The following is an 11,955-nucleotide window of genomic DNA, read 5'->3' as shown; positions in this document are numbered from 1 at the left end:
GGGTGCCGGTTACTTCCTCTTGCGGTGGCCGCGGTTCGCGTTCGGCTGCGGGGCCGCGGTGTCGCCCTCTGCCGGGGCCTGACCGGCCCGCTGCTGGGCGTCGTCGTAGCGCTCGTACGCGTCGACGATACGGCCCACCAGCTTGTGCCGGACCACGTCGGTGCTGGTCAACTGTGAGAAGTGGACGTCTTCGACGCCCTGCAGGATGTCCCGCACCTGGCGCAGCCCGCTCCGGGTCCCGCCGGGCAGGTCGATCTGGGTGACGTCACCCGTGATCACGATCTTCGAGTCGAAGCCGAGCCGGGTGAGGAACATCTTCATCTGCTCGGGGTTGGTGTTCTGCGCCTCGTCCAGAATGATGAACGCGTCGTTCAGCGTTCTACCCCGCATGTACGCCAGCGGCGCCACCTCGATCGTCCCGGCCGCCATCAGGCGGGGGATCGAGTCGGGGTCGAGCATGTCGTGCAGCGCGTCGTAGAGCGGCCGCAGATACGGGTCGATCTTCTCGTAGAGCGTGCCGGGCAGGAAGCCGAGCCGCTCGCCCGCCTCGACCGCGGGCCGGGTCAGGATGATCCGGGTGACCTGCTTGGCCTGGAGCGCCTGCACCGCCTTGGCCATGGCCAGATAGGTCTTGCCGGTGCCGGCCGGGCCGATGCCGAAGACGACGGTGTGCGAGTCGATGGCGTCCACGTAGCGCTTCTGGTTGAGCGTCTTGGGACGGATCGTGCGGCCCCGGTTGGAGAGGATGTTCTGGGTGAGCACCTCGGCGGGTGTCTCGTCGACGGCACCTGTGCCGTTCTCCTGCGCGCGCAGCATGGAGATCGAGCGCTCCACGGCGTCCTCCGTCATCGGCTGACCGGTGCGCAGCACCAGCATCATCTCGTCGAAAAGGCGCTGGACAAGGGCGACCTCCGCGGCATTGCCGGTCGCGCTGATCTCGTTGCCCCGGACGTGGATGTCCGTACCGGGGAACGCGTTCTCGATCACGCGCAGCAGGGAATCGCCTGAACCCAGCACCGTCACCATGGGGTGCGTGGGCGGCACGGTGAAGCGGGCTGTCTCCTGCCCGGGTCCGGCCTGGGATGGGGTTGTCTGCGTCATGGGCGGCCTCTGGGCCTGCTCATCTCCCTCGCTGCGGCGTTCTTCCACTACGGCTCCAGGGTACGACGCCCCCGCGGGCGGGGGCGGCCGGTTTTCCCGCGCGCAGGTGAGAGCCCCCCGTGTGCGGCGGCGCCGGAGCCCTCCGGCGCGGTCCGCGGAGCCCGCGGGCCCGGCCGGGTGCCGCGGGCCCGGGCAGGACCCGGCGCCCGACCCTAACCGCGGGCCGCGGGCCGCTCGGCGGCGCCCTCGGGGGAGGGGGCCGGGTGCGATGCGGGATCCGCGGGCGCGGTGTCCGTGTGCAGCACGTCGCGGGCCTGCTCCATGGCGCGGGCGAGGCTCTCGGAGACGAAGTCGAGGAAGCGGGCGGTGTTCTCCAGGCGGGCGGCGGCCGGGGTGCCGGGGCCCAGGACGTCGACGCCCCGCCGTGAGATCTCGACCTGCTGGTCCAGGGCCCGGACGCTGGCGGCCATCGACTGGTACCAGAGGCTCTCGTCGACGATGTAGCGCTCGCGGCGGCGCTCGTCGCGCTCCCTGCGGATCAGGGACTGGCTCTCCAGGAAGGCGATGGACTTGGAGACGGAGGCCGGGCTGACCTGGAGGCGCCGGACGAGCTCGGCCGCGGTCATGCTGCCGGAATCGGCGGTCAGGAGGCAGACCAGGGTCCGCGCCATCATCCGGTTGGACAGCCCCGACTGCATCAGGACGTCGGTGAACTGCTCCTCGTACGCGGCCACGGCCTCGGGATCGCGCCCGTGCGGCAGGGCCACCGGTTCCGGCTGCCGGGAGGTGCCGGTCCTGCGCCGCTGGGCGCGGCGCTCGGTGGCCCGGTGCGCGGGCTCCGCGCGGTAGTCCGAGGGGCCGCCGTTGCGCAGCACCTCCCGCGTGATCGTCGAGGTCGGGCGCTCGAGCTGCCGGGCGATCTCGGCGTAGGGGAGGCCGTCGGCCAGTCCCTGCGCGATCTGCTGGCGGTCCTTGCGGGTGAGCCTGCCTCCTGGCATCGCTGTCTCCTCCGTGTTCGTCGTCCGCGGCTCCCAGGATAGCGTTCACCTTCAATTCATTGCAACGCTCTCCTGGTGCTCGTTGCGTTACCGTTCATGCTCGGCGCAACGATTTACCGCCTCTGAGCTGCTAATTCGTGTTTTCTGAAAGAAAAGAGCGTTGCGCGTTCCATGAACGCAACGTAGCTTTTCCATTGTTCGAAACAGCGGTCCACCAAGGAGAACACGATGCAGACCTTCGACACCCCCGCCCCGATCGCCGCCGTCCTGGACATCCCCGCCGGCCGCGTCCAGATCATCGCCGCCGACCGCGTCGACACCGTGGTCGAGATCCGCCCCTCGAACGCCTCGAAGACCCGCGACGTGCAGGCCGCGGAGCGGGCCACGACCGGGTACGCCGACGGCGTCCTGCGGATCGGGCTCCCGGACGGGAAGAAGCACCTCGGCCCCTCCGGATCCGTCGAGGTGACCGTCCGACTGCCCGCCGGATCCCGTGTCCAGGCGAAGGCGGCGAGCACCGAGTTCCGCGCCGTCGGCCGGCTGGGCGACATCGACTTCGACGGCGCGTACCGCCGGATCAAGGTCGACGAAGCGGCGGCGGTCCGCCTCACCGCGGTCGACGGCGACGTCGAGATCGGCCGGCTGGGCGGCTCCGCGGAGATCAGCACCGCCAGAGGCGACATCCGGATCGCCGAGGCCGTGCGCGGCACGGTCGTGCTCCGCACCCAGCAGGGCGACATCTCGGTCGGCGCCGCCACCGGCGTCTCGGCCGCGCTGGAGGCCACCTCCTGGGGCAGTGTCAGCAACTCCCTCAAGAACGACGGCACCACCGAACTCGACATCCACGCGGCCACCACCAAGGGCGACATCACCGCCCGCAGCCTCTGACCCGCAGCTTCGAAGGAGCACCTGTCATGACCAGCTTGGCCATCGCGGCGAAGGGGCTGCGCAAGTCCTACGGCGACAAGGTCGTGCTCGACGGCATCGACCTGTCGGTGCCCGCCGGAACGATCTTCTCCCTGCTCGGCCCGAACGGCGCCGGCAAGACCACCGCCGTCAAGATCCTCTCCACCCTCGTCGCTCCCGACGGCGGTGACCTGCGCGTCGGCGGCCACGACCTGGCCGCCGAACCGCAGGCGGTACGGGCCGCGATCGGGGTCACCGGGCAGTTCTCCGCGGTCGACGGGCTGATCACCGGCGAGGAGAACATGCTCCTGATGGCGGACCTGCACCGCCTCCCCAAGCGCGAGGGCCGCCGCACCGTCGCGGCGCTGCTGGAGCGGTTCGACCTGGTGGAGGCCGCGAAGAAGCCCGCGGCCGGCTATTCGGGCGGTATGAAGCGCCGGCTGGACATCGCCATGACACTCGTGGGCGGCCCGCGCATCATCTTCCTCGACGAGCCGACCACCGGCCTCGACCCGCGCAGCCGCCACACCATGTGGCAGATCATCCGCGAACTCGTCTCCGACGGGGTGACCGTCTTCCTCACCACCCAGTACCTGGAGGAGGCCGACGAACTCGCCGACCGGATCGCGGTGCTCGACAACGGCACGCTCGCCGCCGAAGGGAGCGCGGAGGAACTCAAGCGGCTCATTCCCGGCGGACACGTCCGGCTCCGCTTCTCCGACCCGGCGGCCTACCGCTCGGCGGCCTCCGCGCTGCGCGAGACGGTCCGGGACGACGAGGCGCTGGCGCTGCAGATCCCCAGCGACGGCAGCCAGCGCGAACTGCGCTCCCTCCTCGACTGGCTGGACTCCGCCGGTGTCGAGGCCGACGAGCTGACCGTGCACACCCCCGACCTCGACGACGTGTTCTTCGCCCTGACCGGCTCCACCACCGTGCCCGCCCAGCACCACCAGACCGAGGAGGCCGCGCGATGAGCGCACTCACCCTCGCCGTACGCGACTCGTCCACGATGCTGCGCCGCAACCTGCTGCACGTGCGCCGCTACCCGTCGCTGACGCTGAACCTGCTGCTCACCCCGGTGATGCTGCTGCTCCTGTTCGTCTACATCTTCGGGGACACGATGAGCGCGGGGATCGCGGGCGGCGGAGCGGACCGCTCCGCCTACCTCGCCTATGTCGTCCCGGGCATCCTGCTGATGACCATCGGCAGCACCGTCGTCGGCGCCGCGGTCTCCGTGGCCACCGACATGTCCGAGGGCATCATGGCCCGCTTCCGCACCATGGCCATCCACCGCGGATCCGTGCTCATCGGGCACGTCGTCGGCAGCGTGATCCAGTCGGTCGCCAGCGTCGTGCTCGTCGGTGCCGTCGGCGTGGCCATCGGCTTCCGCTCCACGGACGCCACCGTCCTGGAATGGCTGGCCGCGTTCGGCTTCCTGACGCTCTTCGCCGCGGCCGTCACCTGGATCGCGGTCGGGATGGGAACGGCCAGCCCGAACGCCGAGGCCGCCAGCAACATGGCGGTGCCGCTGTTCCTGCTGCCGCTCATCTCCAGCGCCTTCACACCGATCGACGCGATGCCGGGCTGGTTCCAGCCGATCGCCGAGTACCAGCCCTTCACCCCGGCCATCGAAACGCTGCGCGGACTGCTGCTCGGCACCGAGATCGGCCACAACGGGTGGCTGGCGCTCGCCTGGTGCCTGGTGCTCGGCGCACTCGGCTACCGCTGGTCGACCTCGGCCTTCAGGCGGGACCCCAAGTAGCCGGCGTGCAGCCGCGCGCCACCCTCCGAACATTCCGCACCGCGTCCCACCCGGGGCGGCGCCCACCGGCGACATGCCGCAGGCGCCGCCCCGTCGGTGTGCCGGGGGCGGTCTCAGTCGTCGTCGCCGGTGCGGCGGAATCCGAGGGTGGGGACGGCACGCCGGGGAGGCGCCGAGGCCGCACAGTCGGTGAGGATGCGGTCCAGGAAGGCGTAGTGGCCGCAGTCGGCCTCCTGGCAGCCCACCCTGCGCCACCACGCGGCGATCTCGGGCCAGCCGGGTGCCGACAGCGAGCCGCCGAACTCCTGGACGGACAGCGCCGCGGTCAGCCCGGCGAAGGCAAGCCGGTCGGCCAGCGGCCAGCCGGCGAGGCTGCCGGTGACGAACCCGGCGACGAACACGTCTCCGGCGCCGGTGGTGTCCAGTGCCTCCACGGTGATCGCCGGCACCGTCGCCGTCTCTCCGCTGCGCGCGTCCACCGCGTAGGCGCCGTCCGCCCCCATGGTCACCACGGCCACCGGCACGTACTCGGCCAGGGCGTGCGCGGCGGCCTGCGGGGTCTCGGTGCGGGTGTAGCGCATCGCCTCGGCCGCGTTGGGCAGGAACGCCTCGCAGTCGGGCAGTTCGGCCAGCGCCGCCGGGTCCCAGCGGCCGGTCTCGTCCCAGCCGACATCGGCGAAGATGCGGCTGCCGCGCCGCGCGGCGGTCCCGATCCACTCCTGGGGGCGGCCCGGCACCAGCGAGGAGACGCACGCGGTGGCCGGGGGCGGGCACTCGGGCGCGTCCGGATCGTAGGCGGTCGCGGCGTTCTTCGGCGGTGCCTCGTGGCCGTGCGAGATCATCGTGCGCTCGCCCTCGTACGCCATCGAGACGGTGACGGGCGAGTGCCAGCCGGGGACGGTGTGCGACAGCGACAGGTCGATGCCCTCGCCCGCCTCCAGTTCTTCGCGGCAGTAGTCGCCGTACATGTCGTCGCCGAACGCGGCGGCCAGCGAGGTGCGCAGCCCCAGCCGGGCGAGCGCGGTCGCCATGTTGGCGATGCCGCCGGGGGAGGAGCCCATGCCGCGGGCCCAGGATTCGGTGCCGCGCACCGGCGCGGAGTCGAGCCCGGTGAAGATGATGTCCAGGAAGACGGTGCCCGTCAGATAGACGTCCCAGCGCGGTGCGTCGGACGGGCGGACGGCCGCCAGCGGGTCGAAGAGCGGACGGGAGAGGGCGGCGCGGTGCGGCTGCCGGGGGTGCCCGTGCGAGGGGTGCGGACGGACCGGATGGACCGGGTGGACGAGGCCGCGTCCCGGCCGGCCGGGCAGGGGCGGACCGGCCCCGGGGCTCCCGCGCGTGCTCACCGTGCTCACCGTGCCTTCCCCGTCGATGCCCGTCGATGCCCGTCGAGTGTTGCCGCTGCCCCCGGACTGCGGGGACGCCCGGTACGCCGGACCGGGCTGTGCGGTTCGACCCCGACCATAGTGCCTCGCGGGCCCGGACCGGCGCCCTCGCCGGAGCGGTCCGCTGCCGGGCTGCTGCGCCGGTGCCGCGGCAGGTTTTTGCGAAGCATTGAATCTTCGCGCGTAGATGAGGGGCCGGGCGCACTGCTACGTTCCCCGAGTTCTCATGCCCCTGCCAACTCGCCGCGAGGAGCCGTGCAATGCCCCGACCTCTCCGTTCCGTTCTGCCGCTCGTGGCCGTCGCCGCCGTCGCGGGTACGGCCTTCTTCGGCGTCGGCCAGGCCACGGCCGAGCACGCCGTGCCCAGGACCGACAAGGAGATCCCCAACCTCGACCAGGTGAAGACGAAGATCGAGGCGTACTACGGCGACATCGAGACCCCCGACGGCGAGCACTACGCCTCGCCCCACAGCAACTACGCGAAGCAGACCCGCCGCATCGCCGCGAAGGCCCGCAAGGACCTCACCCGGGACCTGCGCCGGTACGACGCGCACGGATCCCGGCACGGCTCCGGCGACAAGCCGGCCGTCGTCGTCGACGTGGACGACACCACCCTGCTCACCTACAACTTCGAGCGGCGGATCGGCTACCACTACACCCCGCAGGCGCAGGACGACTATCTGCGGACCACCGACATGGACCCGGTCTTCGGCATGCGCAAGCTCGTCAACTGGGCGCACGGCAAGGGCATCACCGTCTTCCTGGTGACCGGGCGCAAGGAGTACCAGCGCGACTGGAGCGTCCGGAACCTCAAGGAGGCCGGCTACCGCAACCCGGTCGACAAGGAGCACTTCTTCCTCAAGGACGAGGAGAACCCGCCGCCCTACCTCAAGTGCGGCAGCGACTGCACGACGATCGAGTACAAGTCCGGCACCCGCAAGCACCTCGAGGCACAGGGCTACGACATCCTCGCCAACTTCGGTGACCAGTACAGCGACCTCAAGGGCGGGCACTCCGGCCGCGCGGTCAAGATGCCCAACCCCATGTACTACCTGCCCTGACGGGGTCCGGCCCGCGCGGGCCGGACCCCGTCAGGGCAGGAGCTGCCGGACCCGGGCGGCACCCGGCCGCTCACGCGCCTTCCTTGAGCACCTTTCTCACCAGTGCCGACTGCGCCTCGGTGAGCTTGGGGTCGGCGAAGTGCGCGGTGGCGGCCGACTGGTCGGTCGCCACGTCGACCTCGTAGTGGAACCCGTCGGGCACGCCCGTCGGCGCCTCGCTGAGGCCCTCGCGCACCGCCTGGTCGGCCAGTTGCGCGAGTTCCTCGGCGTCGGGCCGGTCGCCGGTCTCGACGGTGGCCCGACGGGTGAGCCCGGCGAAGCCGCCTGTGCGGATGACAGTGATACGCATGGCTCCATCCTCCCCGCCCGGCGGCCGCACGGTAAGGGCCGGACGGGCGGGTTCGGGCGGACGGTGTCAGCCGGCTGCCGCCGCGGTCACTCCGTCGTCACACCCACCTCGGACCAGCACTTGCGCACCGCCTCGTGCTCGTCGCTGCCGTCGCCGTAGCGGGCCGAGGCGGCCTCGGTGGTCGCCGCGGCGAACGCGGCGAAGTCCGTGTCCGGCTGCAGCGAACCACCCGTGAGGGTGTCGTACCAGATCTGGCCCGCGCGCTCCCAGGCGTTGCCGCCCAGGTCCACGGCGAGCTGGTAGAAGGCGTGGTTGGGGATGCCGGAGTTGATGTGCACCCCGCCGTTGTCGGCGCCGGTGGAGACGTAGTCCTCCATCGTCGCCGGCTGCGGGTCCTTGCCGAGCACATCGTCGTCGTAGGCCGTGCCGGGCGCCTTCATGGAGCGCAGCGCCGCGCCCTCCACCCGGTCGGTGAACAGCCCGGAGCCGATCAGCCAGTCGGCTTCCTGCGCGCTCTGGCCCAGGCTGTGCTGCTTGATCAGGGCGCCGAAGACATCGGAGACCGACTCGTTGAGCGCCCCGGACTGGCCGTAGTACTCCAGGTTGGCGCTGTACTGCGTCACGCCGTGGGTCAGCTCGTGCCCGATGACGTCCACCGGCAGGGTGAAATCGCGGAAGATCTCGCCGTCGCCGTCGCCGAACACCATGCGCTCGCCGTCCCAGAAGGCGTTGGCGTACTCCTCGCCGTAGTGCACCGTCGCGTCCAGGGGCAGCCCGGCGCCGTCGATGGAATAGCGGTCGTAGACGCTCAGGTAGAGCTCGAAAGTGGCGCCCAGGCCGGCGTAGGCCCGGTTGACCGAGGCGTCCTGGACGGGCTCGCTGCCCTCGGCGCGGATCTCCTCGCCGGGCAGCCGCTCCTTGTTGTCCGCGTCGGAGATGGTGCGCTGCGGGGTGCGCTCGGCGGGGTCGATGTCCGGTGCGACCGGTGCCCCCGCGAGCAGCCCGTGACGCACAGTAGTGATCTGGCGTCGGGTTCGCTGGGTCGCGTCCTGCTCCAGAGTGCGCCGCGCGGGCCGGGAGAGAAGGTCGTCGCTGTTCCTGGACACCTGGTCGAGGAGGTGCGGAGGCACGATCGTGCAGAAGACGGGATGGGGCTGCGATGAGTGCGCGCGAGGTGCGTTCATACAGAGCAATGTGGCACTGAGTCACCGACCTGTCACCGGTCGCGGCGAGGATTCGCACAAAACGGTGTTGAACGCGGCGCCGCTCTGCCCGGATCCGTCCGGTGCGCCGCCCCCAGGCCCCGTCCGTCTGCGCGGCCGCCCCGCTCACCTCCGGGCTGCCCGCGTCGGGGCCGCTCACGTCCGGGCCGCGCGGCGCACTGCTGGGCGGGATGCGCCCCGGTGGCTCCCGCCCGGCATTCCGCATGCTGATACGCCCCACGGATACCGTGCGGTCCTCGGTTATGCTGCCGACATCATGCGTTTCGGGCTGCTTCTTCTTAGCTGCCGCGGCGAGGGTCTGTAGCCACCGCAAGGCCGACCCCCTCCCCGCGGAGTCCAGTGCTGTCGTCGGTCTTCGAGCAGTGACCTCACAGGAGCCTGTACGCATGACACCCCAGCAGCAGAACCGGTCCGCCCGCTCGGCGCAGGCCCCCGTCGGCCGCGCCACCCCCCTCACCGCCGCCACCGCGCGCCAACGCCCCTCGGGGATGCCGTTCCACCGGTACGGGCAGTACGAGGCCGTCGACCTGCCCGACCGCACCTGGCCCGGCAACCGGATCACCGCGGCGCCCCGCTGGCTCTCGACCGACCTGCGGGACGGCAACCAGGCGCTGATCGACCCGATGTCCCCTGCCCGCAAGCGCGAGATGTTCGACCTGCTGGTGCGGATGGGCTACAAGGAGATCGAGGTCGGCTTCCCCTCCTCGGGCCAGACCGACTTCGACTTCGTGCGCTCCATCATCGAGGAGGACGCGATCCCCGAGGACGTGACGATCTCCGTCCTCACCCAGGCCCGCGAAGAGCTGATCGAGCGGACGGTGGAGTCCCTCAAGGGCGCCCACCACGCCACGGTGCACCTGTACAACGCGACGGCCCCGGTCTTCCGCGAGGTCGTCTTCCGCGGCACCCGCGACCAGGTCAGGCAGATCGCCGTGGACGGCACCCGGCTGGTGGCGGAGTACGCCGAGAAGCTGCTGGACGAGCGCACCGTCTTCGGCTACCAGTACAGCCCGGAGATCTTCACCGACACCGAGCTGGACTTCGCGCTGGAGGTCTGCGAGAGCGTCATGGACGTATGGCAGCCCGAGGACGGCCGCGAGATCATCCTCAACCTGCCCGCGACCGTCGAGCGCTCCACCCCCAGCACCCACGCGGACCGCTTCGAGTGGATGGGGCGGCACCTGTCCCGCCGCGAGCACGTCTGCCTGTCCGTGCACCCGCACAACGACCGCGGCACCGCCGTGGCCGCCGCCGAGCTGGCCGTGATGGCGGGCGCCGACCGCGTCGAGGGCTGCCTGTTCGGTCAGGGCGAGCGCACCGGGAACGTCGACCTGGTCACCCTGGGGATGAACCTGTTCAGCCAGGGGGTCGACCCGATGATCGACTTCTCGCAGATCGACGAGATCCGGCGCACCTACGAGTACTGCAGCCAGATGGAGGTCCACCCGCGCCACCCGTACGTGGGCGACCTGGTCTACACCGCCTTCTCCGGCTCCCACCAGGACGCCATCAAGAAGGGCTTCGACGCCATGGAGGCGCGGGCGGCCGAGGCGGGCCGTCCGGTGGAGGACGTCGAGTGGGCCGTCCCCTACCTGCCCATCGACCCCAAGGACGTGGGCCGCTCCTACGAGGCCGTCATCCGCGTCAACTCGCAGTCCGGCAAGGGCGGTATCGCCTACGTCCTCAAGGGTGAGCACAGCCTGGACCTGCCCCGTCGGATGCAGGTGGAGTTCTCCAGGATCATCCAGGAGAAGACCGACGCGGACGGCGGCGAGGTCACGCCCGCCGACATCTGGGCGATCTTCCAGGACGAGTACCTGCCGACCCCCGGGAAGAGCTGGGGCCGCATCGCGCTGCGCGGTGCGCAGACCTCCACCACCAGCGAGGGCGCCGACGCGCTCACGGTGGAGGCCGTCGTCGACGGTACGCCCGTGACGCTGAGCGGCACCGGCAACGGCCCGCTGGCCGCCTTCTTCGACGCGCTGCACGCCGTCGACGTGGACGTGCGGCTGCTCGACTACGTGGAGCACACCATGAGCGAGGGCGTCGGCGCCCAGGCCGCCGCCTACATCGAGTGCGCCATCGGCGGGCAGGTCCTGTGGGGCGTGGGCATCGACGCGAACATCGTGCGGGCCTCCATCAAGGCCGCCGTCTCGGCCGTGAACCGCGCCGCCAGGTGACGGGGGACCCGCGGAGGACGTGGGACGACGCAGGCTGACGGGGAACTGCGGGGAATGGCGGAGAACTGCGGGGCCCGAGTGGCGAAGCCGGCCGGAGCCGCGAGGAGTCCGGCCCGGGACCCTGCCACGCCCCGGGATCCCGCCACGCCCCGGACAGCGCCGCGGGCCGGAGGCGCCTGACCCCGGAGGGACCGAAAATCCCTCCGGGGGGTGTCTCCGGCACCCCTGCTGTGGTTAACATCACGTTACCCGGCGACGTTGCCGAATCGTGATGGAGGTGCGAGGCCATGCGCCAACGACCCTTCCGAGTATGCCTGGCAGGGGTCCGCACGAGCTGGCGCACCCTCGACGACGGCGACTTCTTCTGCCCCGGCTGCGGGGGAGACCGCCGCTACCGCAGGCGCACCGGACGGCGCAGATTCGTCGTGCTCAACATTCCGCTGATCCCGCGCGGCACGGCCGGGCCGATCGTCGAATGCGTCGCCTGCCGCGGCCACTTCGGCCCCGAGGTGCTCGAGGGGCCCACCACGGCGCGGCTGGCAGCCATGCTGCGCGAGGCGGTGCACAGCGTGGCGCTCGCCGTGCTCGCCGCGGGCGGCTCGGACGCGCGTGCCGCCCGCGAGACGGCCGCGGAGACCGTGCGGGCCGCCGGGTTCCCCGGCTGCGCCGAGGAGGAGCTGACCGCGCTGCTGGCCGCCGTCACCGCGGAGAGCAGGCAGCGCGGCCGGAGCATCTCCCTGGAGATCGAACTGCACGAGGTGCTCGCGCCGCTCACCCCGCATCTGGCCGTGCCCGGCCGCGAGAGCCTGCTGCTCCAGGGGGCGCGGATCGCGCTCGCCGACGGCATGTACTGCTCGGCGGAGCGCGAGGTGCTCGCCACCGTAGGGCGGGCGCTGCGGATCGGCGCCGACGACGTGGACCGGCTGCTGCTCCAGGCCCGCACTCCTTCCTGACCGGCCGGGGTCCTCAGCGGGGCCGGTGCTCCGGGCG

11 protein-coding genes are annotated in these 11,955 nt (G+C 71.5%); 6 read left to right on the top strand and 5 right to left on the bottom strand.

Going from position 1 to position 11,955, the window contains the following annotated elements:
- Window positions 1-9: 9 nt before the first annotated feature.
- Window positions 10-1,101: a PhoH family protein gene (locus BMX65_RS04050; RefSeq protein ID WP_074998662.1), complete on the bottom strand. Its 1,092-nt coding sequence runs from the start codon at window positions 1,099-1,101 to the stop codon at window positions 10-12.
- A gap of 212 nt (window positions 1,102-1,313) precedes the next feature.
- The gene (locus BMX65_RS04045; protein ID WP_074998661.1) at window positions 1,314-2,099 is read right to left on the bottom strand and encodes a helix-turn-helix domain-containing protein; all 786 of its coding nucleotides are present in this window, start codon (window positions 2,097-2,099) and stop codon (window positions 1,314-1,316) included.
- Window positions 2,100-2,327: 228 nt separating this feature from the next.
- On the opposite strand from BMX65_RS04045, the gene BMX65_RS04040 reads away from it, so the two are divergent.
- The 3 genes from BMX65_RS04040 to BMX65_RS04030 are packed head-to-tail and all read left to right on the top strand — an operon-like array spanning window position 2,328 to window position 4,767.
- Entirely contained in the window at window positions 2,328-2,987 is a 660-nt protein-coding gene (locus BMX65_RS04040; RefSeq protein WP_074998660.1) for a DUF4097 family beta strand repeat-containing protein, read from the top strand.
- A gap of 26 nt (window positions 2,988-3,013) precedes the next feature.
- On the top strand, window positions 3,014-3,979 hold the full coding sequence (locus BMX65_RS04035) for an ATP-binding cassette domain-containing protein (RefSeq protein ID WP_074998659.1): 966 nt from the start codon (window positions 3,014-3,016) through the stop codon (window positions 3,977-3,979).
- On the top strand, window positions 3,976-4,767 hold the full coding sequence (locus BMX65_RS04030; RefSeq protein ID WP_074998658.1) for an ABC transporter permease: 792 nt from the start codon (window positions 3,976-3,978) through the stop codon (window positions 4,765-4,767). Before BMX65_RS04035 ends, BMX65_RS04030 begins: the two co-directional genes overlap by 4 nt.
- Window positions 4,768-4,880: 113 nt before the next feature.
- On the opposite strand, the gene BMX65_RS04025 is transcribed toward BMX65_RS04030, so the two are convergent.
- Entirely contained in the window at window positions 4,881-6,122 is a 1,242-nt protein-coding gene (locus BMX65_RS04025) for a carbohydrate kinase family protein (protein WP_074998657.1), read from the bottom strand.
- Window positions 6,123-6,412: 290 nt separating this feature from the next.
- Between BMX65_RS04025 and BMX65_RS04020 the strand changes: the two genes are divergently transcribed.
- Window positions 6,413-7,213, top strand: a complete 801-nt coding sequence (locus BMX65_RS04020; RefSeq protein ID WP_074998656.1) for an HAD family acid phosphatase — start codon at window positions 6,413-6,415, stop codon at window positions 7,211-7,213.
- A gap of 70 nt (window positions 7,214-7,283) precedes the next feature.
- Here the strand turns inward: BMX65_RS04020 and BMX65_RS04015 are convergent, their stop codons facing one another.
- Both BMX65_RS04015 and BMX65_RS04010 read right to left on the bottom strand, forming a co-directional pair.
- Window positions 7,284-7,562 carry a protealysin inhibitor emfourin gene (locus BMX65_RS04015; protein ID WP_074998655.1) on the bottom strand — a complete coding sequence of 93 codons (279 nt, stop codon included), beginning with the start codon at window positions 7,560-7,562 and terminating at the stop codon, window positions 7,284-7,286.
- 86 nt (window positions 7,563-7,648) lie between these two features.
- A complete protein-coding gene (locus tag BMX65_RS04010; protein ID WP_074998654.1) occupies window positions 7,649-8,746 on the bottom strand; it encodes a M4 family metallopeptidase in 1,098 nt (365 codons plus the stop codon).
- A gap of 425 nt (window positions 8,747-9,171) precedes the next feature.
- Between BMX65_RS04010 and leuA the strand changes: the two genes are divergently transcribed.
- A complete protein-coding gene (gene leuA, locus BMX65_RS04005) occupies window positions 9,172-10,965 on the top strand; it encodes a 2-isopropylmalate synthase (RefSeq protein WP_074998653.1) in 1,794 nt (597 codons plus the stop codon).
- Window positions 10,966-11,252: 287 nt separating this feature from the next.
- A complete protein-coding gene (locus tag BMX65_RS04000) occupies window positions 11,253-11,918 on the top strand; it encodes a TerB family tellurite resistance protein (RefSeq protein WP_074998652.1) in 666 nt (221 codons plus the stop codon).
- Window positions 11,919-11,955 lie beyond the last annotated feature (37 nt).

The organism is Streptomyces qinglanensis (assembly GCF_900111245.1).
Classification (GTDB): Bacteria; Actinomycetota; Actinomycetes; order Streptomycetales; family Streptomycetaceae; genus Streptomyces; species Streptomyces qinglanensis.
The sequence above is the reverse complement of the archived record's forward strand: the minus strand, read 5'-3'. Positions and strand labels throughout refer to the sequence as shown.